Origin of the sequence: Nocardia implantans, from assembly GCF_035544775.1 — a bacterium.
GTDB classification, from domain to species: domain Bacteria; phylum Actinomycetota; class Actinomycetes; order Mycobacteriales; family Mycobacteriaceae; genus Nocardia; species Nocardia implantans.
The window spans coordinates 255,007-280,311 of sequence record NZ_JAYKYQ010000009.1; the positions used below are offsets into that span (position 1 = coordinate 255,007).

At 66.9% G+C, this 25,305-nt stretch carries 23 protein-coding genes; 6 read left to right on the plus strand and 17 right to left on the minus strand.

Annotated elements, in window-relative coordinates:
• Positions 1-23 precede the first annotated feature (23 nt).
• A complete protein-coding gene (locus U3653_RS22280) occupies positions 24-653 on the plus strand; it encodes a TetR/AcrR family transcriptional regulator (RefSeq protein ID WP_195081556.1) in 630 nt (209 codons plus the stop codon).
• A gap of 409 nt (positions 654-1,062) precedes the next feature.
• Here U3653_RS22280 and U3653_RS22285 read toward each other — a convergent pair whose 3' ends face one another.
• The 7 genes from U3653_RS22285 to U3653_RS22315 form a co-directional block, all read right to left on the minus strand.
• Positions 1,063-2,004, minus strand: coding sequence for a GlxA family transcriptional regulator (locus tag U3653_RS22285; protein WP_195081555.1), 942 nt, complete (start codon positions 2,002-2,004; stop codon positions 1,063-1,065).
• A gap of 9 nt (positions 2,005-2,013) precedes the next feature.
• Complete coding sequence (locus U3653_RS22290; RefSeq protein ID WP_195081554.1) at positions 2,014-3,810, minus strand: NAD(P)/FAD-dependent oxidoreductase; 1,797 nt, start codon at positions 3,808-3,810, stop codon at positions 2,014-2,016.
• A gap of 27 nt (positions 3,811-3,837) precedes the next feature.
• Positions 3,838-4,641 (minus strand): TauD/TfdA dioxygenase family protein, encoded by an 804-nt coding sequence (locus U3653_RS22295; protein WP_195081553.1) that lies wholly within the window; start codon positions 4,639-4,641, stop codon positions 3,838-3,840.
• Between the two features lie 8 nt (positions 4,642-4,649).
• Positions 4,650-5,681 carry an L-tyrosine/L-tryptophan isonitrile synthase family protein gene (locus U3653_RS22300; protein ID WP_195081552.1) on the minus strand — a complete coding sequence of 344 codons (1,032 nt, stop codon included), beginning with the start codon at positions 5,679-5,681 and terminating at the stop codon, positions 4,650-4,652.
• Between the two features lie 364 nt (positions 5,682-6,045).
• The gene (locus tag U3653_RS22305; protein ID WP_195081551.1) at positions 6,046-7,209 is read right to left on the minus strand and encodes an acyltransferase family protein; all 1,164 of its coding nucleotides are present in this window, start codon (positions 7,207-7,209) and stop codon (positions 6,046-6,048) included.
• Positions 7,210-7,214: 5 nt separating this feature from the next.
• Positions 7,215-8,393 carry an acyl-CoA dehydrogenase family protein gene (locus tag U3653_RS22310; RefSeq protein WP_195081550.1) on the minus strand — a complete coding sequence of 393 codons (1,179 nt, stop codon included), beginning with the start codon at positions 8,391-8,393 and terminating at the stop codon, positions 7,215-7,217.
• 10 nt (positions 8,394-8,403) lie between these two features.
• Complete coding sequence (locus tag U3653_RS22315) at positions 8,404-9,219, minus strand: SDR family oxidoreductase (protein ID WP_195081549.1); 816 nt, start codon at positions 9,217-9,219, stop codon at positions 8,404-8,406.
• 284 nt (positions 9,220-9,503) lie between these two features.
• On the opposite strand from U3653_RS22315, the gene U3653_RS22320 reads away from it, so the two are divergent.
• The gene (locus U3653_RS22320) at positions 9,504-10,793 is read left to right on the plus strand and encodes a cation:proton antiporter (protein ID WP_323124301.1); all 1,290 of its coding nucleotides are present in this window, start codon (positions 9,504-9,506) and stop codon (positions 10,791-10,793) included.
• Positions 10,794-10,831: 38 nt separating this feature from the next.
• Positions 10,832-11,491, plus strand: a complete 660-nt coding sequence (locus tag U3653_RS22325; protein ID WP_195081548.1) for an HAD family hydrolase — start codon at positions 10,832-10,834, stop codon at positions 11,489-11,491.
• Between the two features lie 14 nt (positions 11,492-11,505).
• Here U3653_RS22325 and U3653_RS22330 read toward each other — a convergent pair whose 3' ends face one another.
• A complete protein-coding gene (locus U3653_RS22330) occupies positions 11,506-12,456 on the minus strand; it encodes a GlxA family transcriptional regulator (protein ID WP_195081547.1) in 951 nt (316 codons plus the stop codon).
• A gap of 106 nt (positions 12,457-12,562) precedes the next feature.
• On the opposite strand from U3653_RS22330, the gene U3653_RS22335 reads away from it, so the two are divergent.
• Complete coding sequence (locus U3653_RS22335) at positions 12,563-13,822, plus strand: KasA/KasB family beta-ketoacyl-ACP synthase (protein ID WP_195081546.1); 1,260 nt, start codon at positions 12,563-12,565, stop codon at positions 13,820-13,822.
• Between the two features lie 135 nt (positions 13,823-13,957).
• Here U3653_RS22335 and ctaD read toward each other — a convergent pair whose 3' ends face one another.
• Positions 13,958-15,724 (minus strand): aa3-type cytochrome oxidase subunit I, encoded by a 1,767-nt coding sequence (ctaD, locus tag U3653_RS22340; RefSeq protein WP_323124300.1) that lies wholly within the window; start codon positions 15,722-15,724, stop codon positions 13,958-13,960.
• A 423-nt stretch (positions 15,725-16,147) separates the two neighbouring features.
• Here ctaD and U3653_RS22345 point away from each other — a divergent pair, with 423 nt between their 5' ends.
• Positions 16,148-16,480: a hypothetical protein gene (locus U3653_RS22345; RefSeq protein WP_195081545.1), complete on the plus strand. Its 333-nt coding sequence runs from the start codon at positions 16,148-16,150 to the stop codon at positions 16,478-16,480.
• Positions 16,481-16,642: 162 nt separating this feature from the next.
• The gene (locus tag U3653_RS22350; RefSeq protein WP_323124299.1) at positions 16,643-17,806 is read left to right on the plus strand and encodes an FAD-dependent monooxygenase; all 1,164 of its coding nucleotides are present in this window, start codon (positions 16,643-16,645) and stop codon (positions 17,804-17,806) included.
• Between the two features lie 224 nt (positions 17,807-18,030).
• Here the strand turns inward: U3653_RS22350 and U3653_RS22355 are convergent, their stop codons facing one another.
• From U3653_RS22355 to U3653_RS22390, 8 genes are all read right to left on the minus strand, one after another.
• Positions 18,031-18,282 (minus strand): WGxxGxxG family protein, encoded by a 252-nt coding sequence (locus U3653_RS22355; RefSeq protein WP_195081543.1) that lies wholly within the window; start codon positions 18,280-18,282, stop codon positions 18,031-18,033.
• Between the two features lie 213 nt (positions 18,283-18,495).
• Positions 18,496-18,882, minus strand: a complete 387-nt coding sequence (locus U3653_RS22360; protein ID WP_195081542.1) for a hypothetical protein — start codon at positions 18,880-18,882, stop codon at positions 18,496-18,498.
• Between the two features lie 283 nt (positions 18,883-19,165).
• Positions 19,166-19,537, minus strand: coding sequence for a cold-shock protein (locus U3653_RS22365; protein ID WP_195081541.1), 372 nt, complete (start codon positions 19,535-19,537; stop codon positions 19,166-19,168).
• Positions 19,512-19,724: a hypothetical protein gene (locus U3653_RS22370; RefSeq protein WP_195081540.1), complete on the minus strand. Its 213-nt coding sequence runs from the start codon at positions 19,722-19,724 to the stop codon at positions 19,512-19,514. The genes U3653_RS22365 and U3653_RS22370 overlap by 26 nt, the downstream gene beginning before the upstream one ends.
• A gap of 289 nt (positions 19,725-20,013) precedes the next feature.
• On the minus strand, positions 20,014-20,304 hold the full coding sequence (locus U3653_RS22375) for a hypothetical protein (protein ID WP_195081539.1): 291 nt from the start codon (positions 20,302-20,304) through the stop codon (positions 20,014-20,016).
• Between the two features lie 32 nt (positions 20,305-20,336).
• A complete protein-coding gene (locus U3653_RS22380) occupies positions 20,337-20,774 on the minus strand; it encodes an Hsp20/alpha crystallin family protein (protein ID WP_323124324.1) in 438 nt (145 codons plus the stop codon).
• A gap of 147 nt (positions 20,775-20,921) precedes the next feature.
• Positions 20,922-21,764, minus strand: coding sequence for a dienelactone hydrolase family protein (locus U3653_RS22385; protein ID WP_195081538.1), 843 nt, complete (start codon positions 21,762-21,764; stop codon positions 20,922-20,924).
• A gap of 162 nt (positions 21,765-21,926) precedes the next feature.
• Positions 21,927-25,196 (minus strand): protein kinase domain-containing protein, encoded by a 3,270-nt coding sequence (locus tag U3653_RS22390; RefSeq protein ID WP_195081537.1) that lies wholly within the window; start codon positions 25,194-25,196, stop codon positions 21,927-21,929.
• Between the last annotated feature and the right edge of the window lie 109 nt (positions 25,197-25,305).

Here is a 25,305-nt window from a genome sequence, read left to right on the forward strand (position 1 = left end):
ATCGCCTACTGGGAAGGGTCCGGATGCGCACACACGGCTGGTCGGGCACCGCTCCGGCCGACGACACCGAAGCCGTGGACCGCATCGTGGCCGCGGCACGCGCTGCCATCGAGCGCAGCGGCGACTTCACCATGACCGAAATCGCCCGGGACCTCGGCGTCACCCGCCAGACCGTCTACCGCTACTTCGCCAACGCCGACGCGCTACTGACCGCGACCGCGCTGGCCGAGACCGGCCGGTTCCTCGACGTCCTCGCCGCACACCTCGACCACCTCACCGATCCCGCTGAGGCAGTAGTCGAAGGCATCGCCTACACGCTGGAAAGCCTGGCCACCGACCGCTACCTCGGCCTGCTGCTCACCCCGGGCCGAGCCGGCGCGTTCTCCCCCGGCGTCACCTCGGACACCGCGCTCAGCTTCGGCCGCGCCATCCTGGAACGCTTCGCCGTCGACTGGGCAGCGGCCGGCATCGACGACGCACGCCTCGGCGAACTCGTCGAGCACATGCTGCGGATCGTGCAGTCCTTCGTCATCGACCCCGGCCGCCCGCCCCGCACCGGCGCCGCCCTGCGCGCCTACCTCACGACCTGGATCGCACCCGCCCTGCGCACCGATACAGCCCCTGCACAACCGGCATCGAGCCGAAGGACATAGCGGCGGCCCTCTACGCCGGGACCGCACCTGCCGCAGCAGTTGGGCCGACCGACTGGACAGATCGAGATCAGATGAGCGGAGCACGCCTACGTTCGTGGTGGCGGAAATGATGGAGTAGTGCTTGCGCCACTCCTTCTTCCACCACGAGATCGGTTCAGCCACCTCGGCGAGGTCGCTCTCAGTCACGAGCCTGCCAAGTGCGTTCAAACCTTGGCGTTCACCATCAGATGCGGTGCAGCGCCGAGACGGGCATCGTTGTCGGGCTGATCTTGATATTCCCGCGAAGTGTGTATCAGGCCCATTCCGACCAACGTCGGAAGAGCTTTCTCGTGATGCCCAGGTGTTCTCGCCGCGGATTCGGTTTTGCGCGAATCCCCGGCGAGAACCGGATACCAGGCGGCGCGACCGGTCAGCGGAAGGCTCGCCGGTACGCCTGAGGCGTCACCCCCACGGTCTTGCGGAAGACTTTCCGGAATGCTGCCACCGAGGCGAATCCTGTTCGGTCGGTGATGCATTCCATTGTGAGGATGGTCGTTTCGAGCAGCACTTGGGCTTTGCGCACCCGGGCGGTCTGGAGCCACTCGTTCGGTGTCATCCGGACCTGCTCGTGGAAGCGCCGGATCAGCGTGCGTTTGCTGACTCCGGCGCGGTCCGCGAGATCCAGCACGGTGATCTTCTCACCGAGCATCGTTTCCGCCCACTCCAAAGTCGGATTGATGGACTTGCTGTCCGCCTCCGACCGTGGACGCTCCGCGATGAACTGCGCCTGACCCCCATCGCGGGTCAGTGGCATGACCGATAGCCGAGCGGTAGCCGCCGCCACGGCGGTCCCGTAGTCCTTGCGCACCATATGGAGGCACAGATCGAGCCCGGCCGCGGCACCGGCCGAGGTGAGGATGCCCCCGTTGTCCACATACAGCACCGTGGGATCCACGCGGACCCGCGGATAGCTCCGCGACAGTTCGGTGGCGGCCATCCAATGCGTGGTCGCCCGCCGTCCGTCGAGCAATCCGACGGCGGCCAGGGTGAACGCCCCCAAGCAGATCGACGCCACCCTCGCCCCACGTGCGTGGGCCCGCACCAACGCCTTGCACAGCCGATCCGACGGCCGCGACCGGTAGCTCATCGCTCCCGGCACGACGATGGTCTCGGCCTTCTCCTCGAGATACTCGATGTCGCCGAGACAGGAGATTTCGAAGAACTTCGACGGGACGTCGGAGTTCACGCCGCAGACTTGGACCTCGTACGCCGCGGTTCCGTCCTCCTGCCGGGTCCGGCCGAAGATTTCCAGCGGAACCGCGAGATCGAACGGAATCACGTCGTCGACGGCCAGAACAGCCACTGACCTCATGCGTCGGACCTAGCCGACCCGCTGGTCCGCTTCCGGGCCGGCCACCACCAATCCGGCGCGAATCAAACGCTTCAAGGCTCGTCCCTGCAGCACCGTCAATCGGGGCGCCAGCTCCGACCACCTGGCGGGACCACGGTTCAGCGTTTCCCACAGCTGTTCACCCCCGTCCCGCTCCAGGCATCGCACCTCGACGTCCGGGTCGGCCGCGGAGTAGATCCGGTGGCAGGCGACGGTGTCGGCGAGCGGCGACGGCGCCGCGTCGCTGTTCGCGATGGGGTCGCGCCAGTACCTGGCCAGCCCGTCGCGCGCCTCCTGCGGGATCTCGAACGGCGGCGACATCCCCTTGAAGCCCGGGATGTCCGCTGCCACACCTGCGCGGATGCGCGCGTCCGCCGACAACGTCACGATGTCGTCGGCCGCGAGCTCGACCGCGTCGGCGGCGGTGAAGGCCCGCAGGTAGGGCCCCTCGGTGGCGAGGTCACGCGGGTCGCGGGAGCCCTTGGTCATGATGTTCAGCAGGTCGGGCACCAGCGCGGTGTTCAGCAGCGCCTGGAACGTTCCCTCGGTGGCGTTGTCGACCTCCACCCGCCTGCCTTCCGCGCTCCAGTAGGGGCTGTCCGGATGCGAGCGCGAGATCTCGTGATACCACTGGTCGATGCTCAGTGCCCAGGTCTGCGCCATGCCGCGCCACTCGACGTCGTAGTCGCGCCAGAGGTCTTCCTTCGATCGCTCGTCCAGGTCCTTGTCGAACGTCTTGCGCAGGACCAGCGCGGCCGCCCAGGCTTGCGTGACGGCGAAGGACATCCCGGAGGAGAACAGCGGATCGACGAAGTACGACGCGTCACCGACCGCCATCCACCGGTCCTGGTACGAGCCGAAGCATTCGCTCACCCGGGAATAGTTGGTGGCCGTCAGCATCTCGGCACGAATCGGCTCCGCGTTCGCCACCAGATCCTGTAGCACCGGGATCGATTTGATCGTCTTCAGGAAGATGTCCGGATCACGCAGATCCACGCGGGCGATCGACTCCGGGTTGGTGACGATGCCGATGGACCACACGGTTTCCCGGACGCCGTCGACCAACCGAGGCGTCGGGATGTACCACACCCATCCGTGCTCGAAGGCCACCGCGTAGATCGGGGACAGATCGTCGGCGCGGAAGACGTTCCAGTCGCCCTCCGCCCGCTGTGCTGGCACGCAGTTGCGGTAGTGCGACCAGACGGCCACGTTGCGGTATTCCGACAGCCATTGCTTGTCGCGCTGGGAACCACGGGCGGCCACTTGATTCGCCCGGCCGGACGCGTCGACGAAATAGCCTGCCGCGATTTCGGTTCCGTCTTCCAGCACCACCGTGGCCTTGCCGTCGCCGGGGAGGAACCGCATGACCCGCACGCCCTGGAAGACGTGGGCGCCGCAGGCTTCGGCGTGCTCGAGCAGCACCGTGTCGAATTCGGCGCGATTGACGTGCACCGACCATCGGTGGACGCCGTCGACCAGGTAGTCGGCGTGCTCGAAGAAGCCGACGAACGGCCGGTCGGTGTCCCACTGGTAGATTCCGCCGAATTTCTGGATCCAGCACTCGCTCGCGAGCACCTTCTCCAGCGCGCCGCTGGCTTGCAGAACGGGCACCAGGGGGTGGGCACCCGATTCGCCGATGTGCTCCCGCGGGAACACCTCGCGATCGAAGATCGCCACACGCAGATCGGTATCGCGGCAGAGCATCGCGGCGAGCGTGGACCCGGCGGGACCACCGCCCATGATCACCACGTCGTACTCGTCCGCCGGTCTGGAGATTGGGTTAGCCATTGACATTCCTCTCTGATGGCCGATTGCTCAGATGATCTGGATGCGCTGCAGATGCCGGGAGACCGAGCCGGTGAACGCATTCCTGCCGTGCAGCAGAGCGTGGTTCTCGGCCACCACGATGTCGCCGGTCCGCCACTCGTGGGCGTAGCAGTAGCGAGGGTCGTGCAGCCGCTCGCGCAAGTCCTCCATGACCCGGACGCCGTCCTCGGCCGAGATGCCGTCCACGGTCAAGAACAGCGGATTGGCGTAGCGGGCGGGGTCGAGTGGTTCGGCATATCTGATCGTCGTCTCGCCGGTCGCCGGATGGGTGCCGAGCAGCGGCCATTCGGCCAGTCCGCCGTAGTGGGCCAGCTTGTCGGTGCGGTAGGTGATCGTGGTTCGCGCCCACAGCTGCCTCAGGTCTTCCGGCGCGTCCCGATAGGCCTGGACGCTGTCGCAGAACACGGTCTCGCCGCCGGCGCCCTCTCCTCGTACGCATTGGAACAGGAAGAACCGCGGCACACGCTCGGCGAACGCACCGTCCCAGTGGAACGGGACGTCGCCTTTGTCGAACAGGTAGTTCTCGGCAGTGTCCCGGACCACCAGATCGAGGATGGAACCGAAGTTCCACTGCAGGATCTCTCCCGCCGCGCGGCAATAGGTTTCCAATTCCGTCTTGCCGAGCAGCCCGAATCCGCGCAGTACGACCACTTTCGCCTGGAGCGTGAGTGCGAGCAGCTCCTCGATCGGCACGTCAGCGAGGGTGCGCCCCTCCGTATCGGACGCCACCAGCCGGCCGAAGGGCCGCAGCGGCTCACTGTCCAGCAGGACCTTGTTCACGCTTTTCGTCATGGGTCTCCTCACCCTCGCTGTGTTTCGGTCACTGGCGTGGTTCCGAGGACGAAATGGCTGGGGCGGCTGTTGCGCCACACCACGCGCGCCCCCAGTTCCTCGGCATGCATTCGCTTGACCAGCGTGTAATTCGTTCCGTCGTCGAGCACCACGCCGTGCCACGGCGTCAGCCAGCTGTCCTGGGTGCGCAGCAGATGGAATCCGATCTTCTCCGAGTGGTTCGCCTGCGGATGGATCGACAGCCGCACCGCGTCCGGGAAGATCTCCGCCATCAGACTGCTCCACGCTTGACTGCGTTGCACCACTTCGTAAGCCGTCTCCTTCGACCGGTTCCGCCGCTGCGTCGCGGACAGCTCGGGCAGCAGCGCCGAGTTGTCCTCGACCATGAAGCGATGGATCCCGTTGAACATCCGCCGGGCCGCGGGATCGGTCCTGACCGCCTCGCGCAGCACGTCGATGCCGTCGGAGTACTCCTTCAGCAACCGCTGCCTGCGTTCGTCCCAGGTCATCTCGGGCATCGCGTCGCGCAGGCCGTACAGGCCGATGGAACCCCCGCCGGTCGACCGGATGATCCGGCGCAGCTCGTCGCCGTAGTCGTCGACGTGAGCGTCCGGGATTCCCAACGCATCACTGAAGACGTGACCGTCGGAACAGATCGTGACGATGGCGCCGGGCCGGTAGACGGCCGAGATCTGATCGCAGAACCCTTGCAGGGACTCGATCGCCAGCGTTTCCGCCATATCGGGCAAGCGTCCCAGCGTCTTGCGGCGGTTGCGTGACTTCGCCGGGAACGCGGGGATGATGAAGTGGACCGGCACGCGGGCCTCGAGGTATCGGATCACCTTGGCCAGGTGCGGTGCGAAACAGTCCGCACACGGGGCCAGGTCGCACAGGGACTTCGATTCGGCACTGCGCCGGCGGGCGAAGACGATGCGAAGTATCTGCGTGGCAACGGATCCGACGTCGTCGCCGGGTCTGTGTAGTCGTGGTCGCCCGAGCTCCTGGACGCGCTCGGAGCCGTTGTCGACAGTCGTGCTCATTACTACCTTCCGGACACACCAACGAGCGCACGCAACGGACCACACGGCGACAATTCCGCCATCAGCGCGAATCGAGCCGTCGGTAGTTGCCTGCGATCAGAACGTCGTAGTGGGAAAGTGATTCAGACGCCGGATCAATATCCGGGATCGGCGAGCCCCGATGCTCACAGCCGAATCCGAATCACGTGGCCCATTCGATGAAACACCCCCCGTATTCACAATCTAAACTGTGGTTTATAACACCATCAGGATACCGCCGCCAGGACGGCAGGGCAACCACATTGCCAGGCATGGGGATACAAATGAATTCGGAGGCCCGCGGCAACGCCACGGACCTCCGAACAGGCATTTCGATATCCGTCGATCATGTGCTCCGGAGCGGCTGGCCGGCCATCCTTTCTGCGGCGACCGCAGGCCGTTTCGGCCGGGCAAAGCGGCGCATCGCCGGAGATTCCACGAAAGTGAACAACAACCACGCGGCGAAAATATTCAGGCAGAACAGGGCGATGATCAACAACACCGCGACCGGAGCACTGAACGTGGCGGCGTTCATCAGCCGGCGGACATAGAACAGCGTCACGCCTTGACAGATATAGAAGGCGAACGAGATCTCGCCGAGTCGCACGGCGAGCCGGCTGGACAGGAATTTCGAGGTGCCGTCGAGGTCCGACTGCGCCGCCGACGCGATCAGCAGCGCGAGCGGAACAGCGGTTGCCAGGATGAAGCCGATGTAGAACGGCGTGTACGTCGCCACCGCGTACCCCACGCCGACCGCGGCCACGGCCGCCCACAACGGGATCCGTATCCACCGGCCCTCCGCCACTATTCGCGCCATGAACACCCCGAGAAAGAATTCGAAGAGACGCGTCGGCGGGAAGAGATATCCGAACCATAGCTGCAGCACGGGTATCGGCGTGAGTTCCGATTTCTCGGAACCGGGGATGACGAATACGGTCAGCAGCACGATCACGCCCATGCCGGCCACCATCGCCGCGGCTCCGTACCACAGATACTTTCCGTCGATGCGCAGCACCAGCGGAATCAGGAACGGAAACAGAACATAGAAGAGCAGCTCACAAGACAATGTCCACGACGGCGTGTTGACCCCCGCATTGATATAGTTCTGCGGGAACCAGGCGTGCAGCAGGAAGAAATTCGGCAGCCATGCCTTCCACGGCGTGATCGCCGCCGCGAACAGCACCATCGACGCCAGCCACAGCGTCAGGTGGTTGGGGAATATCTTCACCACGCGTCGCCGGATGAACTGCAGTCTGCTCGATCCCGGCTTCCACGACCAGGTCAGCACGAAGCCGCTCAGGATGAAGAAGAACGAGACCCCGAGGAATCCGGCTTTGCCGACCACCCACGCCGCATCGTAGGCGATATCCGGGTCGGCGAAGAGATTCACCGGCTTGTAGGGCGGAATCGGCGAGTTGGGCAGCATCACATGGAAGACGAAGACCGAGAACGCCGCGAAGAACCGCAGCCCGGTCAGCGACGGCAGCCGTTTACGAGTGTCGATTTCCATCGCGATCAACCCAGGCCGACGACGAAGGGGAATTCCGGCCTGCCGCCGAGGACGAAGGCGCCGGTGGACTGGATCACCTGGTCGTGCGCGATGATGTGCCGGGCCATGGTGTTCGTGTCCCGCAACCAGATGTCGAGCGGATTCGGCCGGTAGATCGAATCGGTGCCGACGAGTTCGCACAACCGAGTGACGATCCGTTGCGCGGCACGGAAGGCGTTCGTTCTGGCCAGCGCGGTCGCGATCCGCAGATCGGTGGGCAGGTCGGCGAACCGCTTGCCCTCCAGCGCGTCCCACAGTTGCGCCACGGTGTTGACGACGGCGCCGCGCGCGACGATGTACTCCATCTCGCACTCGCCGAGCAGGTACTGGGCCCGGTAGTTGTCGGCCCACTTCTGTCCGGTCGCGGTCACGATCTTCCCGTCCGCGAGGCCGCGCACGTAATCCAGTGCCGCACGGGCGGTTCCCAGTGGCACACCCGGCATGATCCGGGCCAGGGCCTCCGGCTCGGACAGCCTCCCGCGACAGCTCTTGCGTTCGCTGAACGCGAAGGAATGGCGGTCGGGAACGAACAGGTTCTCGACCGCGTAATCGTTGCTGCCGCTGCCGCGCAGGCCCGTGGTGTCCCAGGTGTCGAACACGGCGACCTGGTCGCGGCGCATGAAGAACAGCCGGACGAGCGGCCCGCCTTCCGCGGTCTCCTCCATGCGGCCACCCGAGGTCACGAACGCACCGCCGATGACCAGATCGGCGTGCGTGATCGCGCTGCCGAACTTCCACCGTCCGGTCAACCGGTATCCGCCCGCGACCCGTTCGGCGCGGCCGGCCGGGAAGATCAGTCCCGCGGTGATCAGATCCTGCGTCGGCATCAGCTCGGCGACGGCCTGCTCGTCGAGATATCCGGCGTAGATTCCGGTGGCGGCGCCGATCATGGCGCACCAGCCGGTCGCGGTGTCCCCGTAGGACAGCGCCTCGACGACTTCCAATTGCTCGAGCGAAGTCAAGCCGGGGCCGCCGATCTCCGCGCTGAAACACATGCGGTAGACGCCGATGTCGCGAAGCCGCTCGACGATGTCCATCGGGAGCTTGCGCTCGGCATCGATCTCGCTGCGACGCGCCGCCAGGTCGGGGGTCAGCGAACGCACCGCGCTCAGCAGGGAGGTCGCCGAAATTGTTGCTGCAGTCATGGTCCGATTCCTAGGTCAGAGAGGGTGCGTGCGATGGCGGCCGCTCGCGCAACAGAAGCTCGATCGCCGAAGTGGTCTGCTCGGGGCCGAGGGCGGAGTAGCCGCCGTCCACGGTCCACTCGGCGCCGGTCACGAAGCTCGCCTTGTCCGAAGCGAGGAAGGCGGCCACTTCGCCGATCTCGCGCGCGTCGCCCGCCCGGCCCAGCATGTGGAACCGCGACGCCACCGCGTCGGTCCGGGCCCGGTCGCCCTCGGTGAGCTCGTTCATCACGCGAGACCAGGTCCAGCCCGGTGAGACGCTGTTCACCCGGATCCCGTCGGCCGCGTATTCCAAGGCGAGACTGCGGGTCAGCTGCAGCAACGCGGCTTTGCTGACCGGGTATCGAATCCGGCCTGCCTGCGCGATGCGTCCGCTGGGCGAGGTGAAGGTGACGATGGACCCCGACGTGTCCCGCAATGCGCCGCGCGCCTGCGCGCACAACATCGCCGTGCCCGCGACATTGGTGTTCAGCACCTCCAGCCATTCGGCCCGCGCGTCCGGACCCGGCCCGTCGTCACCGTAGACGCACGCGATGTTGACCAGCGTGTCGATGCGTCCGTGCCGGTCGATCGCGGCGGCGACGAACGACCTGACCGACGGGTCGCTGCGCAGGTCGAGGGGGAAGAAGAAGGCGCGGTCGCCGATCGCCGCGGCCGCCTTTTGTCCCCCGTCCGTATCGATATCTCCCAGCACGACATTCGCGGAATATTCGGCGAAGACCCGGGCTACTTCGGCGCCGATGATGGTCGCCGCACCGGTTACGAGTACTGTCTTACCTTCGAACAACGTCGACTCCCCTCGGCTGCGCCCTCCGACCGGCGCAAGCCATGAAGAGAAGTATTCCCGCCGAAAAGAACGACCAGCCAGTCCGATTCGCGACAGAGATGCACTCCTTTGCGCCAGCAGGCGCGCACACGGTCACGGCGAGGGTGGCGTAGCTCACTGTCCACTCTCGCCGGCCGGTCGGGTGCGATATCGTCGCGGGGCAGGCAGTCCATGTTTCGGGGGTTCCGCGCTGCGATCGGTGCGATACGGAGATACCCCGTGCCAGTGTCGAATCCGCTTCCGCGATGTCCTCGGTGTCGAACGGAGTCGAGGCGTTGCCGAGCGACCAAATGATCTTTCTGCTGCTGGATCTCGTCCTGATCGTGGCCGCCGCGCGTCTGCTCGGCTGGCTGGCCGCGAGGTTGGGTCAACCGCCGGTGATCGGCGAGATCGTGGCGGGCATACTCGCGGGCCCCACGGTGCTGGGCGCGCACCTGTCGGAAACCGTCTTCCCGCACGACACGCGTTCGTATCTCACCGCGTTCGCGAACGTGGGCGTGATGATCTTCATGTTCTCGGCCGGCCTCGAGATGGATCTCCGGTCCGTCGCCGGACGGCGGCGATCGGTCACCGCGATCGCGCTGTCGGCCTACCTCACACCGTTCGCGCTCGGCTCCGCCATCGCGGTCTGGGCGCTGGCCCGCCACGACGGCGGCAACCGCCTCAATTTCGCGCTCTTCATCGGTTGCGCGCTCGCCGTCACGGCATTCCCGGTGCTGGCGCGCATCCTGCACGACCGCAAACTGCTCGGCACCCGGCTGGGCCAGTCCGCCATGACGTGCGCCGCACTCGACGACGTCCTCGCCTGGTGCGTCCTGGCGGTGGTCATCGGCGTCGCCCGACCCGGCCTCGGCCACCACTGGCGATTGCTGCTGTTCGTTCCGCTGGTCGTGGTCATGTGGTGGGCGGTACGTCCCGCCCTGGATCGCCTCGCGGGCGCGGGATCCGAGAAGAACCCCGCGAACATGGTCTTCATCGGGGTCTCCGGCGCTCTACTGCTCGGAGCGGCCACCGAATGGATCGGGTTGCATCTGATCTTCGGCGCGTTCCTGTTCGGCGTCGTCTTCCCCCGACGGTTGCGCGCGGCCGTCGACAACGGCGCGCAACTGCTCAGCAGCATCTTCCTGCCCGCGTTCTTCGTCGTCGCCGGCCTCCAAGTGAACCTGGGCGGACTCGACCGCGCCAGCATCACCGAGTTCGCCGCGATCATGTTCGCCGCACTCGCCGGCAAACTCGGCGGCACCTACCTGGCGGCTCGCCTGAGCCGCACCGGCCGGACCGAGGCCGCTGCCCTCGCCGCGCTGATGAACACCCGGGGCTTGACCGAACTGGTCATCCTCAACATCGGGCTCACGATCGGCGTCATCGACCAGCGGCTGTATTCGCTGCTGGTCATGATGGCGTTGATCACCACCGCGATGACGGCACCGCTGCTGAAACTCTTCGGTGTCCCGCGCGCCCTGCCCGACGGTGAGCGGAGAACCGGGGACGGACAGCGCACCGGTTCAGCCGTTCAGGCAGAGGCCGCGCCATGACCAACAAGGGGACTCGGGAATCCGCGGGGGCGAGTCCGATGGGAACCGAAAGCTGCTCGGTACCGGCGGCTTTCGTCGATGTCGACGAAACGTTGGTGCGTGATGTCACCTTCTTGTCGTTGTTCTCCTTCGACGCGCGGCGACGCGGGCGCGGCGCCGAGGCCGACGCCGTGCTCGAGGAGTTCCTGGCGCTTCGGGCGGCGGGAATGAGCCGCGGCGAATCCCATCGGTGGTTCTATCGGCACTGGGCCGGCCGCGACGTCGCCGACGTGCGGCAGGTCGGCCGTGCATGGTTCGCCTCCCGCTGCGCGGACCCGGCGTTCTTCAACATCGCGGTGCGACGGCGGCTGGCCGAGTTGTCTGGCACCGGAACCCGGATCGTCCTGGTGTCGGGTTCGTTCACCCCGGCGTTGCGCCCGATCGCCGAGGTCGTCGGCGCGTCGTCGGTGCTGTGTACGACCTTGGCGACGGCCGCGGGGAGGTACACGGGCGAGGTCGTCGCGACGATGGTCGGCGCCGACAAGTCCGCGGCCTTGCTGCGGTACGCCGAGGAAGCGGCCATCGGTCTGTCGTCTTGCGCGGCGTTCGGCGACCACCACTCCGACACCGCGATGTTCGAACTGGTCGGTCATCCTGTCGTCGTCGGCGACGCCGATCCGCGCCTGCACGGCTACCCGGCGCAGCGGCTGCCCGGCTAGACCGGCGGCGCCCGTCAGTCGCGGATCGCGAACGTGCGTCGGTACTGCCCCGGACTGACTCCCAGATAGCGCTTGAACACCGCCCGGGTATTGGCCGGGTTGCCCAGTCCGACGCGGTAGCCGATCTGGTCGATGGGCAGTTCCGTCGTCTCCAGCAGCTCCCGCGCCTGGTTCAGGCGCGCGCTGGTGATCCAGACGTGCGTCGAGGTTCCGGTCTCTTCCCGGAATCGGCGGATGAAGCTGCGGCGCGAGAGATTCGACCGCCTGGCCAGGTCCTCGAGCGAATGCCTCCGGTCGAGGTTCGCGAGGATCCACGCGCGCGTCTCGGAGAGCACGCCCGCGGAGGTCTGCTTGGGGAACTGCCGGGTGTACTGCGCTTGACCGCCCTCACGGACCGGTGGCGCCACCAGGTCACGGGCACGTTCGTTGGCGGCGGCCGCGCCGATGTCCTTGCGCACCACGTGCAGGCAGAGGTCGATCCCGCTGGTCACGCCTGCGGAGGTCAGCACGTCGCCGTCGTCGACGAACAGGCGATCGGCATGGACCTCGATGTCGGGATACCGGCTCTGCAGCAGCGGGGCGGCCCGCCAATGCGTCGTCGCGGGCCGGTGGGCCAGCAGCCCGGCGGCGGCCAGAGCGAACGCGCCGGTACAGATCGACAGCATCCGCGCGCCTCGGCCGTGGGCATCGCGAAGCGCGCGCAGCACCGGCTCCTGCGGCGGTGTCGCGTAGGAGGCGTAACCGGGCACCACCACCGTTTCCGCGTGCCGCAGAGCCTCCAGCCCGGCCACCGCCACACAGGACAACCCCGGCACCGACGTCGGCGCCGTCGGCGAGACCGCGCACACCTCGAGCCGGTAATTGGGGTCGGAGCCGAACACGTCGATCGGGATCGCGGCATCCAGAACGACTACTTCGTCGGGGATGACCACGGTCACCCGGCGCGCGCCCCCATCCGATTCCATGGCCCGATCGTAGCGGTGATCGGCACTCGGGCTACTACCCCAGGCTTCCGGCGCGCACATAGCCTCGCTGGAGCAGCCGAGCCGACAAGCCGAAAGAAGGAGTTCGATGTCCGATTTGACGGACTTCTCCACCAGCAACGGAGGGTTCCGGGGTGTGGTCGTGACCGCTGTCGAGATGTCGACCGCGGTCGGCGCCGACACCGACGCGACATGGAAAGGACTGCTCGCCGGGGAGACCGGGATCGCCAAGGTCAAGGACCCCGAGTTCGAGCGCTTTCAAATCCCCGTGGACATCGGCGGCCAGTTCAAGCTCGATCCGACCGACGAACTCAGCCGAGTCCAGAAGCGCCGCATGTCCTACGTCCAGCAGGTCGCCTACGTCATGGGTAACCGGATCTGGGACACCGCAGGCCGTCCTGAGGTCGATCCCGACCGGCTCGGCGTCTGCATCGGCACCGGCCTCGGCGGCGCCGACACGATCATCGAGTCCAATGATCAGATGCAGAACGCCGGCTACCGCAAGGTGTCTCCTTTCGCGGTGCCCATGGCCATGCCCAACGGCGCCGCCGCGGTGGTCGGGTTGGAACTCGGCGCGCGTGCCAGCGTGATCACACCCGTCTCGGCGTGCGCGTCGGGATGCGAGGCGCTGGTGCACGCGTGGCGCTCGATCATCCTCGGCGAAGCCGACATGGTCGTCGCCGGCGGGGTGGAAGGCCGCATCAACCCGCTGGCCGTGGCCGGATTCGCGATGATGCGGGCATTGAGCACACGCATCGACGAACCCGAACGCGCCTCCCGCCCGTTCGACCGCGACCGCGACGGATTCGTCTTCGGCGAAGCCGCCGCGCTGTTCGTACTCGAATCCGAAGACCACGCCCGCGCCCGCGGCGCCAAACCACTGGCACGGCTGATGGGCGCCGGCCTGACCGCCGACGGCTACCACATGGTCCTCCCCCACCCGGACGGTGCGGGCAACATCCGGGCGATGCGCCGCGCGATCGAAACCGCGGGCGTGAGCCCCACCGACATCGACCACGTCAACGCCCACGCGACATCCACCTCGTTCGGCGACCTGGCCGAAGCAAGAGGGATCCGCGCGGCGGTGGGCGACCATCCCTCGGTCTACGCACCCAAATCCGCGCTGGGACACTCCGTCGGCGCGGTCGGCGCGGTGGAAGCAGCTTTGACCGTGCTCAGCGTGCGCGACGGGGTGGTGCCGCCCACCCTCAACCTCGACAACCAGGATCCCGAGATCGACCTCGACATCGTCCACGGCAGCGCACGCACCCAGAACATCGAGTACGCGCTGAACAACTCCTACGGATTCGGCGGCCACAACGCAGCCGTCGTCTTCGGCCGCTGCTGACCGAGAGCCGTCCCCGGCTCACACGTGGCGGGCGCGCCGGAATCCTCGTCGCCGGTTCGATCGCTTCCGGCGCTCAGACGAGCGCGCTTCCCGCGGCTACCTCCATCGGCGACGCGTGGGCACGCATTCCGAGCATCATCCTCCGGAGGGGGGTGTCGGCTCGGTGTCGGCTTGCTGGTCTGCTTTCGCGATCGCTACGGGTGTTCCATGTGTCGTGCGCCCCGCGTGGGCTTCGGCGCGCATGCGCGCGGACATGTGCGGGTAGTGCAGTTCGAAGGCCGGGCGTTCGGAGCGGATGCGGGGTAGTTCGTAGAAGTTGTGCCGCGGGGGCGGTGAGGTGGTCGCCCATTCCAGGGAGTTGCCTTGGCCCCAGGGATCGTCGACGGTCACCACCTCGCCGTAACGGGCACTTTTGAAGACGTTCCAGACGAACGTGATCATGGAGACGCCGAGCAGGAACGATCCGAGGGTGGAGATCGTGTTCAGCAGTGTGAACCCGTCGGTCGGGAGGTAGTCGGCATACCGGCGGGGCATGCCCTCGTTGCCGAGCCAGTGCTGGATCAAAAAGGTGGCGTGGAAGCCGATCAGGGTTGTCCAGAAGTGGATTTTCCCGAGTCTTTCGTCCAGGAAGCGTCCGATGAGCTTCGGGAACCAGAAGTAGATGCCGGCGAAGGTGGCGAACACGATGGTGCCGAACAGCACGTAGTGGAAATGGGCGACGACGAAATAGGTGTCGGTGACATGCCAGTCCAGTGGCGGGCTGGCGAGGATGACGCCGGACAGTCCGCCGAGCAGGAAGGTGACGATGAATCCGACGGAGAACAGCATCGGCGTCTCGAAGGTCAATTGACCTCGCCACATCGTGCCGATCCAGTTGAAGAACTTCACACCGGTGGGCACCGCGATCAAGAACGTCATCAACGAGAAGAACGGCAGCAGCACCGCGCCGGTGGCGTACATGTGGTGGGCCCATACCGCGACCGAAAGAGCTCCGATGGCGAGCGTGGCGTAGACCAGGGCGGTGTAGCCGAAGATGGGCTTGCGGCTGAACACCGGGATCACCTCGGTGACGATGCCGAAGAACGGCAGCGCGATGATGTAGACCTCGGGATGGCCGAAGAACCAGAACAGGTGCTGCCACAGGATCGAGCCGCCGGTCGCCGGGTCGTAGATGTGCCCGCCCAGATGCCGGTCATAGGCCACGGCCATCAGCGCGGCGGTGAGGATCGGGAAGGCCAGCAGCACGAGGATGCTGGTGACCAGGATGTTCCAGGTGAAGATGGGCATCCGGAACATCGTCATCCCCGGTGCGCGCAGGCAGATCACCGTGGTGGTCATGTTCACCGCGCCGAGGATGGTGCCCAGACCGGAGACGGCCAAGCCCATGATCCATAGGTCGGGGCCGGGGCCGGGCGAGTGCTCGGCCAGACTGAGCGGGGTGTAGGCGGTCCAGCCGAAGTCGGCGGCGCCGCCCGGGGTGAGGAATCCGGCGGTGGCGATCGTCGCGCCGAACAGATACAGCCAGTAGCTGAGGGCGTTGAGCCTCGGAAAGGCGACGTCCGGCGCCCCTATCTGCAACGGCAGGATCGCGTTGGCGAAGCCGAACACCACAGGTGTCGCGTAGAACAGCAACATGATGGTGCCGTGCATGGTGAACAACTGGTTGTACTGCTCCGGCGAAAGGAATTGCAGGCCCGGCCTGGCGAGTTCGCCGCGCATCAGCAGTGCCATGAGACCGCCGATGAGGAAGAATCCGGTCGCCGAGGTCAGATAGAGGATCCCGAGCACTTTGGGATCGGTGGTGGTGACCATCTTCCACAGGAACGAGCCTTTCGGCCCGACTCGCGCGGGGTAAGGCCGTATCGCCTCGACAGGTGGGATCTCACGCGCAATCGCCGCCATCTTGCACCTTCTTCGTCGTTCGGGCGCCCGCGAAGTACCCGTGAAGCGAGAGCCGAAACCGGGTGAATGACGGGTTGTCCGACAGCGCCGGCAACCCGGAACACGTTGGAATCAAGCCTGGGCTCGCGCCCGCAGAGCCGGACGCGACCACGCCGTCAACCAGCCTACTTCCATCGCGGCGTCCAACAGGTAGGTCTTGGGAATGTCGCCTTTAGGTACATATGTCAGATCAATTGCCAGCAGCCACGCCGCAGTGATGATCCCTATGCGACGCGCCTCGACCACTGGGCCCGTTCCGGAGTCCTCGGAGAGGGCAACGGTCGGAAATGCGGTGTAATTCTGAATTAGTTCCCGCGGTGGCTTATGGAGTTCCGCGAAGGCGCGTAGGATTCGAGCAGGTCGGGACTGTACCTGGAGCCCATCATGTTCGAGAGAAAGAATTCACACACGAAGTTCGCCCGGTTGGCGGCTGCCGCCGGTATAGCCGCTGTTGCCGCGATTCCGGTCGTCACAGCCGCGGCGCAAGCGCCCACCGCGCAGGCCACGACGCCCACGTCCGCAACCCAACTCGTCGACAACCCCGGCTGGGGCGGCGGGGGCTGGGGTGGCGGCGGTTGGGGCCGCGGGGGCTGGGGCTGGGGTGGCGGCGGCTGGGGTGGAGGGGGCTGGCGCGGCGGCGGCTGGGGTGGGGGCGGCTGGGGTAACGGCGGAGGCTGGTGGAACCCCTTCGGATGGGGAGGCTGGGGCAGCTTCTAGCGTTCCAGCGCCGGTGATCGAGCCCGGACACGCACAGCGTGCCGGGCTCGGCCACATCGAGTACATGTGACGCCAGGATCGACCGACCGGGCTGAAGCCGGTGACGAGATGAAGATCGTGTGTATCGGTGGGGGGCCGGCCGGGTTGTACTTCGCTATTTCGATGAAGCGGCGCGACCCGGCCCATGACATCACGGTGATGGATCGCGATCCCCCCGGGTCCACTTACGGCTGGGGCGTCGTGTATTGGGACGACCTGCTCGACATTTTGTATCGGAACGACCCCGACAGCGCTCAGGCGGTGCGTGCCGGGTCGGTCCTCTGGCGTGAACAGGCGATCCGGATACGCGACGACCAAACCGCATATTTCGGTGGCTACGGATTCAGCATGGGGCGCGCGGCATTGCTCGACGTCCTTTCCCGACGGGCGTGCGAGCTGGGCGTCGATGTCCAGCACGGGCGAGAGATCGACGATCTGTCCGGCTGTGAAGACGCCGATCTCGTTGTCGCCTCCGACGGCGCGAACAGCCGGATACGGCAGCTGGGTGGTCAACGTTTCGGTACCTCCGTCGCTTTCGGCGACAATCGATATATCTGGCTCGGTACCGACATGGTGTTCAGCCGATTCACTTTCGCCTTCGAACACACCTCGGCCGGGTGGATCTGGTTCCATGCCTACCCGTCGGTTGCCGGGAAAATCAGCACCTGCATCGTCGAGTGTCAACCGCAGACTTGGCACGGACTCGGCTTCGATGCCCTGGACAACCTCGAGACCCTGCGTGTTCTGGAGAACATCTTCCGGCGCCCCCTCGACGGTCACTCGTTGATGAGCAAGACACGAGGCGAGTTCGCAAGGTGGAGCCGCTTTCCCGAGGTGACCAACAAGACCTGGTATCACGACAACGTGGTGCTGCTCGGCGACGCGGCGCACACGACGCACTTCACCATCGGTTCGGGCACCCGGTTGGCGATCCTCGACGCCGTCGTGCTCGCACAGAACCTGTACGAGCATGCCGAGGTCGCCGACGCGCTGGAGAACTACGACGCGCAGCGGCGCGCCGCGCTGCGCCCGATCCAGGCCGCCGCCCGTACGAGCATGGTCTGGTTCGAACACGCCGACCGGTATCTCGACCGCCACGCCGTGCGCTTCGCCTATGCGATGGCGGTTCGGCACGGGCTGCAAATGCCGTGGCGATATCAGCTACACCTGCTCACACAGGTACCCGCCGTGCGCAGGATCCGGCGTGGCATCGACTCCGGACAGCGCTGGTGGCGGGCGGCCCGGCGAGGGGAACTCGCGATGGCAAGGCCGCCGCTGCGCCGGTGAAGGCATTCGGCCGACCACGCCGGGCCGCCGGTTGTGCGCGTGCAACGCCAGGCCTCGCGCAGGAGCGACCAGATCCGAGATTCGTCCGGGTGAAAGACCGCTGTACACACCGAGAAGGCGGCACGGTGGCCGAGGTCCGGCCGGATCGTCCGGCGTGCGCAGCTGGCGGCCGAACATTCGACAGAAAGGGCCCTGCCCATGACAGGGCCCGAGTCGAAAGCGGTTCAGGGCTGGCGGGGGCGTGCTCCGGTGGACGGAACATCGCGGTTTTCCTTGCGGCGAGCCAAGCCGGCCAAGCCCGCCAGGCCAAGCAGCCCTAGCAGGCCCCACAGACCGGTCTTGTCACTGTCTTTGTCCTCGTTATGCATGTCCTGGGCCAGCGTCACGGGCGCCGGGGCGGGGACCGCTTCGGCTACACCGACTCCGCTGAGGGTGAGGGTGAGCGCCGTCAAGGGGATCGCGATGAACTTGCGCATTTTGCATCACTCCTTCTCTCGGGGACCACGGTGCTGTACCCAGCGGAGAAGATGGAAAACGCGCAGGCCGACGGCGAGTCGAATCCCCCGCCGTCAGGGCATTGTTCCGGCACGAGTTTTAGTGGGCCGTCGATGGACACGGCATAGTTCGAGGACGCGGCGGGGTCCCGCCTTCCCGCGTGGGCGGCCGACGCCGAGCACAGGGCCGCGCGGTCAGGGCAGGGCGAGCAGGCCCTTGTTCTCGCGGACGGTCACCACGGCGACGAGGTCCGCGTACGGGGCCGAGCCGAGCCGCAGCTGATGCCCGAGCCGGGCCATGGTCAAGCGCCGGCCGTATTTGATCCGCAGGCCCTCGGCGACGGTGTCGGCCAGCGGACCGGGGCCGTAGAGCTGCACGCTGCCCTGATGCTCGCGGGATCCGATGGCGGGCTCGCCGCGCCAGTCCCCGGCCTGGACGATGACCCGGCGGTCGCGCATCATCCGCGCCGCCTCCGGCGACCACGACGAGAGCCGGAACGCCAGTCGTCCGAGCCCGACCGGTACCACCAGCCGCCGCAGCCGCTCCCAGCGGCCCGGTTCGATCTCGTGGGTCACCAGCACGGTTCGGGCATCCCACCACAGCGACCCCGGATGCCAGTCACTCGGGCGCGCCGGTGCGTTCTGTGGCAGATTTTGTGGATTGCGAACTAATAAATCTGTATTCATCGACATAGATCCGGTGTAGCAGTGGAATCGGAACCCGGCAAGGGCGATCGGTGGCACCGGCTCGAGAGCACGCGTGCGGCGAACCCGGCACCGGGGAGCGGCTTCGCCCAGCGCAAGCAGCCGGCGGCCGAGAGACCGAGCGGAGCCGAATTCCGCTCGGCCCCCGTACCGCCGACGTTCATGGGCGGTACCGGCGGTGAGGTCGGCGCGGGCGAGTCGATCTCCCGTGGTCGCCGCGCTGGCGATGCGGTGCGGGACGTGGAGTGGTGCCGGTGCGGGTGTACGGAATGATCTGGGTGGCTTCGGGACCGCGAGGCGTGTCGGTGTAGGTGAAGATCACCGGTTGCCCGGCGGTGAGGGTTTTGTAGCCGGGAGTGGCGATGACGCGATACTCGGCGAATACCGGCTCGCCGCGGTCGGGAGTGAGGTAGCCGAAGCCTTTCTCGGTGTTGAACCAGGCGACGTGCCCGTGCTGCCAGCGCGGTAGCTCCGTTTCGGTGTGCGGGTCGAGGTGCGGGATGCGGTCAGTAGGCGAGGTCGTAGTCGTCATACGGGTCCGGGGTGATCCAGGCTTGGTCGATGCGGTCGGTGAGAGCGGCGGTGTCGAACGCGGCACGAATGCGTTCGGCCAGCGGGTGCACCGCCGCGGGGTCCAGGCCGATGTCGCGGTCATGGTCGTAGACGAGGGTGTCTTGGCCGGCGCGATCGGTGTCGCTGCCGTACGGGAACGTGGACATGGCGGTCTCCTTCCTCGAACCGTGATCGTGCGGGAGTCCGGCGAAGGGCCGGGTGGGCCCGGCGCTCTGCGCCGACCGGGCCCACCCGTCGACAGAAGGGATCGAAGGACATGTGTCGATGAACTTCCGCTGACGGGCGGAACAGCGCCTGCCCGGTGCCACTTCCGGTGGCGGGCACGGCGACCGTCAATGCCCGGACACAGCCGGGAGCCGGTCTGCTCGATGCGGGTGCGGCAGGTCGTGTTCCGCTGGCCGCGGAATCATGTTGTGCTCTTGTGCGATACGCGCATCACCTCGCTCTCACTCCTGGTCGGCCATCCAGTCGCAGCGGGCGCGCGGGCGGGCTGCGCTGGGTCGCGGGCGCCGGCTCCGGACGCCGCCCCCGCAACCGGGGCGGCTGCCGCGGTCGCCGGCTATTGCTCGGACGCGCCCGGCCCGGTCGTGGCCGCCATCGCGCCTGTGCCCCGCGCAGGATGTCGTCCACCTCGCCGAACAACTCTTCGAGGTCCGGATCCAGCGCGAGCAGCCGGTCATCCAGCCACGACAACTCGGGTGCGCCGACGTCGGCCACGGCGGTCATGACGCAGACCTCCGGTGCGGCAGCACCCGCGCTCAGGCGTTGATCGCCTGACGCTCGTGCCCGGCGCAGGTGACCTCGATCTTGCGGGGCTTGGCCTCCTCCGCCACCGGGACGATCAACCGCAGCACCCCGTCGCGGTAGTCCGCGCGAATGTGATCGGTGTCGAGGTTCTCGCCCAGGAACAGCTGACGGCTGAACACGCCGCGAGTGCGTTCCGAGGCGATCATCGCCCGCCCCGGATCCAGCTGTGGGCGCGAGGCCCGCACGGTGACCACGTTGCGTTCGACGTCCAGATCCAGCGAATCAGGGTCGACGCCGGGCAGGTCGAGTTCCACGAAGAACTCGTCCCCGTCCCGCCAGGCATCCATCGGCATCACCGCCGGCCGGGCCGGGGTGCCGAACACTTGTTCGGTCAGACGATCCAAGTCCCGGAACGGATCGGTGCGCATCAACATGGTCGTCACCTCCAGCTCACTCCACTCTCTATTGAAGAGAACTCAGATAACCTATGTCGCTAGACACAGATAATTTTTAGCACTCTCCACAGGCGAGTGCAAGAGGTTGGCGGAGACAATTTCTGCTCCCGGTTCGCGTGGCGGGCTCGAAGCGCGAGGAGGCTACGAGCGCTCGCCGATCGGCCGGTGATCCGGCAGCAGCCGCCCGCCGAGGAAGTCGAGTACCCGATGCAGGGCGGCTCGGGTGGGTTGGCCGGGTTCGTCGATGAGGTGTTCGGTCAGGACCGAGTGGGGACTGAGCACCGCGTCGGGGTTGGCGGCGGCGTCGTCGAGTTCGATCGCGATGAAGGCGTCACCCAGTTGGTCGCGCAGGAAGTCGAATCGTTCGGCCGGGGAGCGCCGATCACCGCGGAATCGCAGCCCCATCACCGAAAGTCCTTCGCCGCAGCGTTGTTTCACGCGAGCGAGGTCGGAAGCGGACAGATCTATGGAGTACTTCTGCCGGGAGGTCAGCCCCAGCGGCAGTCCCGGCTGGGACAGCACGGGCGCGATCAGACGGTCGTCGACCGCCATGGCGAGGGCGAAACCACCGGTGAAGCACATTCCGACCGCGCCAACTCCCGGTCCGCCGCACCGGCCGTGCTCGTATTCGGCCAGCGCCCGCAGCCAGTGCACGACCGGTGAAGTGCGGCCGGTGGCCAGCACGACGAACTCACGGCTGACGCAGATCGGCCCGAACTGGCCTGCGACGTTCGCCAGCGCGGAGACCAAGCCGTGCGCCGCCGGGCTCGGGTCGCGACCGGGCTTGCCGTACAGATGCGGCACCACCGCCGTGCATCCAAGGCCCGCCACTCGGCGGGCGAAGTCGAACACCTCGGGTGAGATGCCGGGAAATTCCGCCATGACGATCACGGCGGGACCGCTGCCCCGGCGAAAGAGTGCGCGGGTCTTGCCGTCATAGGTGAACGTATCGCGCTCGAAGTCGAGCAGATCGTCGTCGCTCATGTGTGGCCCTTTCTCGCTGTTCGGGGCCACCACTATCGACCGGCCGGCCGCGCCGGTCATAGGAAAAATGTTCCGCACGGCGGTGCCGCGGCGTGGTCCGGCTCGTGCTCGCAGGCGGCTCCGGCCTCGGCGACGCCGCGGGCACAGAGGTGCGGGGGTCGCTCATGTTCCGGAGCGGTTGTCGTGCGATGCCGCTATCCACGCCGCGACCTGGGTCCGGGAAGTGAACCCCAGTTTGGTCAGCACGTGCTCGACATGCCCCTGGGCGGTGCGTGGCGAGATCACCAAGCGAGCGGCGATCTCCCTGTTGGTCAGGCCTTCGGCGACGAGTTCGGCGACTTCCCGCTCGCGTTTGGTCAGTTTGCGGCCGGTGGGATCGCCCGCAACGGGCGAGGCCTGTTCACCCAGGGCGTAGGCGATCGCGGCATCGATATCCAGCGCGGCGCCCTCCCGATAGGCCGCGGCGTAGGTCTGCTCGCTGAGCGAAATTCGTGTTCGGCGCTCGCACTCCTCCTGGTAGCGCAGCAGGTCCGGAAACTGCGTCGGCGTGGTGCCCGCGGACCGGCCGATCTGTTCAGCGGCCGCGGTCAATACGACCACGCGCTCGGCATCCTGCTGGTCGGCGGCGATCCAGGCCAGTGCTTGCAGGCACATGCCGATGTTCGTACGGTCGTCCGCTCTGCTGCTCACCCGAAGTGCTCGCGTGAGAAGGCGAGACGCGCGCGCCGGTTCGCCGCAGCGCCACCAGCAAATGCCGAGCGCCCACAGCGCGTAGGCCTGGTACATCGTCCCTCCGTGCTCTTCGATGATCGCGAGCGCGCGCTCGTAACATGCGATAGCCCGCGCGCTGTCGTCGTCGAATCCGTGGGTGAGCCCCAGGAAGGTCAGCGCGTCGATCCGGAACAGGAGCAGGCCGCCACGCTCGGTGTAGACCCGAAGGGCTCTCTCGAGATATGGGCGTGCTTCGGACGGACTCCCGCCGAACAGCGCGCGGAGTCCCTCGGTGAAGTCGATGTGCGCGTCGATCAGCGGGTCGCTCGCCTGCCTGGCCAGCGCGTGTCCGTCGCGTACCAGATCGGCCACCCCCGGCAGGTCGCCCTGTACCGCGGCGATGAGGCAGGCGGCGTACACCGCTTCGGCCTGGTCGACGGTGACGCGGCCGGTGCGGTGGGCCAGCAGGCGCTCCAGCCAGCCACGCTCTTCGACGAGTGAGCCGTGGGAGAACCGGAAGGGCAACAGCGCAATGGCGATCCGAAGTCCGGCTTCGGGATCGTCGGAGACGCAGAATTCCAGCGCTTGCCGAAGGTTGGCCTGTTCCCGGCGCAACCGGCCGATCCATTCGAAGTCGCGGGGGCTGATGAAGTCGGCATACGCGTCGAGCGCCAGCTGTCGATACCAGTCGCGGTGACGGCGGCACAGTTCGTCGTATTCACCGGTCCGTTCTCCTTTCTCGCGGCCGTAGTCACGTACGGTGTCCAGCATTCGAAACCGCACCATGTCACCCGGCTCCTCGCGGGTGAGGATCGACTTGTCGACGAGGAACGCCACGATGTCCAGGAGGTCGCCCGCTGACAGATCGTCGCCGCAGACGTAGTGGGCGGCCTCGACATCGAAACTGCCCGCGAACACCGACAACTGAGCCCAGACGCGTTGCTGCGAGGGGGTGCACAGGTCGTAGCTCCAGTCGATGCACATGCGCAATGTCTGTTGTCGCGGCGGGGCGCTCCTGCTGCCGCGAGTGAGCAAAGCGAACCGATCGTTCAAGCGCCCCAGCAGTTGCTCCGGCGACATCACCCGCAACCAAGCCGTCGCCAGCTCGATCGGCAACGGCAACCCGTCCAGCCGCTGACAGATCCTGGCGATGGTGACCTGGTTGTCCTCGGTCAGCTCGAAGCCGGGCACTGCCGTGGCAGCCCGGTCGCCGAACAATCTCATCGCGTCGTTACGGGCCGGGTTCCTCGGCAGCCGATCGGGGTCGGGGACGGCCAGCGGGTGGATCGGCACGATCGCCTCCCCCGCGATGCCGATCGGCTCACGGCTCGTCGCGAGAATCCGCAATCGACCACACGCGCGAAGCAACGACTCGGCGAGGTCGGCCACCGCTGCCACCAACTGCTCGCAATTGTCCAGCACGAGCAACAGTTCACGATCGGCGAGGAAATCGGCGAGTACGTCGCGTAACGGCCGCGCCGACCGGTCCTGCAGGCCCAGCGCGCCCGCGATGACGCTCGGCAGCAGCGATTCGTCCCGCAGCTCATCGATCTCCACGAACACCACACCGTCGGCGAAATCGCGTTTCGCGGCGGTGGCGACCTGCACCGCGAGCCGCGTCTTGCCCACTCCCCCGATCCCGGTCAGGGTCACCAACCGCGAACTCGACAACGCGTTCATCGCTCGCGTCGACTCTGTCCGCCGATCGATGAAGCTGGTCAGCTCCAGCGGGATGCTCCCCGAAGCCGGAGAAGCCTCCGCAGCTCGCAACGGCCGCGAGCCCGTCGAAGGAAACTTTCGGTCGGAGGACCCGCCCGCGGGCGAGGCGTACCGAGCCATGTCGTCGACGGGGAAACCGTGCCGGGTTCGCGCCGCTCGAAGTTGCTCGCCCAGTTCCGCGGCGGAAGGGCGGCTGCCAGGATCGGCGGCCATGGCGCCTTCGATGACGGCGCACACGTCCTCCGGTATGCCGTGCTCGCGCAGGTCGGGTACCGGCTCGGAGGTGATCCGGAGGAACTGGGCCACCACCTGCTCACCGTCGCGGCGTTCGAACGCGGCATGGCCGGTGATCGCGGCGAACAAGGTGGCGCCGAGACCGTAGACGTCGGCGGCCGGGCTCGCCGCCTCGCCCGCGATCACTTCCGGAGCGGTGAAGGCGGGCGTGCCGGTCACGATGCCGGAACCGGTGACGAACCCGCCTCCGATATGTGCGATGCCGAAATCCACCAGCGTGGGCTCGTCGTAGTCGGTGTAGAGGATGTTGCCCGGCTTGACGTCACGATGCAGCACGCCGGAGTGATGCGCCGCCTCCAGCGCCCCGGCCATCTTCACCCCCAGCCGCAGCGTTTCCTCGAGTCCCAGCGGCCCGTTGCCGCGCAGCCGTGCGTCCAGAGAGCCGTGTGGGTAGTACGGCATGACGATGTAGGGGCGACCGTCATCGGCGACGTCGGCGTGCAGGATGTTCACGATATTGGGGTGTCCGGTCAGCCTGCCTGCGGCCCGCTGCTCGCGGAAGAACCGGGCCCGGTTGTCCTCGTCCAGATCGGCGGTGAGCACCTTGACGGCCACGACCCGGTCGAGCGAGACCTGCGTGCAGCGATAGACAGTGCCGAAACCACCCCGGCCGATCTCCACGGCGTCGCAGAACCCGGCCGCCGCCAACTCCGCCGCGACCGAACCGGACACATCGCGTTGTGTCGCGAAGGGATCGGCATCGGTCATCGACTACACCGATTCACCCCATCCACGGCAACCCACCATTGCCCACCTCTCGAGGACGTATCCCCAGGATATCGCCAGGTCGGATGCGGTGGGGTCGTATACCCTTCCC

Bases quoted from the DNA above. Each gene is read 5' to 3' on its own strand.
- U3653_RS22280 (WP_195081556.1), top strand. From the start codon at position 24: ATGCGCACACACGGCTGGTCGGGCACCGCTCCGGCCGACGACACCGAA.
- U3653_RS22285 (WP_195081555.1), bottom strand. From the start codon at position 2,004: ATGAGGTCAGTGGCTGTTCTGGCCGTCGACGACGTGATTCCGTTCGAT.
- U3653_RS22290 (WP_195081554.1), bottom strand. From the start codon at position 3,810: ATGGCTAACCCAATCTCCAGACCGGCGGACGAGTACGACGTGGTGATC.
- U3653_RS22295 (WP_195081553.1), bottom strand. From the start codon at position 4,641: ATGACGAAAAGCGTGAACAAGGTCCTGCTGGACAGTGAGCCGCTGCGG.
- U3653_RS22300 (WP_195081552.1), bottom strand. From the start codon at position 5,681: ATGAGCACGACTGTCGACAACGGCTCCGAGCGCGTCCAGGAGCTCGGG.
- U3653_RS22305 (WP_195081551.1), bottom strand. From the start codon at position 7,209: ATGGAAATCGACACTCGTAAACGGCTGCCGTCGCTGACCGGGCTGCGG.
- U3653_RS22310 (WP_195081550.1), bottom strand. From the start codon at position 8,393: ATGACTGCAGCAACAATTTCGGCGACCTCCCTGCTGAGCGCGGTGCGT.
- U3653_RS22320 (WP_323124301.1), top strand. From the start codon at position 9,504: ATGTCCTCGGTGTCGAACGGAGTCGAGGCGTTGCCGAGCGACCAAATG.
- U3653_RS22325 (WP_195081548.1), top strand. From the start codon at position 10,832: ATGGGAACCGAAAGCTGCTCGGTACCGGCGGCTTTCGTCGATGTCGAC.
- U3653_RS22330 (WP_195081547.1), bottom strand. From the start codon at position 12,456: ATGGAATCGGATGGGGGCGCGCGCCGGGTGACCGTGGTCATCCCCGAC.
- U3653_RS22335 (WP_195081546.1), top strand. From the start codon at position 12,563: ATGTCCGATTTGACGGACTTCTCCACCAGCAACGGAGGGTTCCGGGGT.
- ctaD (WP_323124300.1), bottom strand. From the start codon at position 15,724: ATGGCGGCGATTGCGCGTGAGATCCCACCTGTCGAGGCGATACGGCCT.
- U3653_RS22345 (WP_195081545.1), top strand. From the start codon at position 16,148: ATGTTCGAGAGAAAGAATTCACACACGAAGTTCGCCCGGTTGGCGGCT.
- U3653_RS22350 (WP_323124299.1), top strand. From the start codon at position 16,643: ATGAAGCGGCGCGACCCGGCCCATGACATCACGGTGATGGATCGCGAT.
- U3653_RS22355 (WP_195081543.1), bottom strand. From the start codon at position 18,282: ATGCGCAAGTTCATCGCGATCCCCTTGACGGCGCTCACCCTCACCCTC.
- U3653_RS22365 (WP_195081541.1), bottom strand. From the start codon at position 19,537: ATGACGACTACGACCTCGCCTACTGACCGCATCCCGCACCTCGACCCG.
- U3653_RS22370 (WP_195081540.1), bottom strand. From the start codon at position 19,724: ATGTCCACGTTCCCGTACGGCAGCGACACCGATCGCGCCGGCCAAGAC.
- U3653_RS22375 (WP_195081539.1), bottom strand. From the start codon at position 20,304: ATGACCGCCGTGGCCGACGTCGGCGCACCCGAGTTGTCGTGGCTGGAT.
- U3653_RS22385 (WP_195081538.1), bottom strand. From the start codon at position 21,764: ATGAGCGACGACGATCTGCTCGACTTCGAGCGCGATACGTTCACCTAT.
- U3653_RS22390 (WP_195081537.1), bottom strand. From the start codon at position 25,196: ATGACCGATGCCGATCCCTTCGCGACACAACGCGATGTGTCCGGTTCG.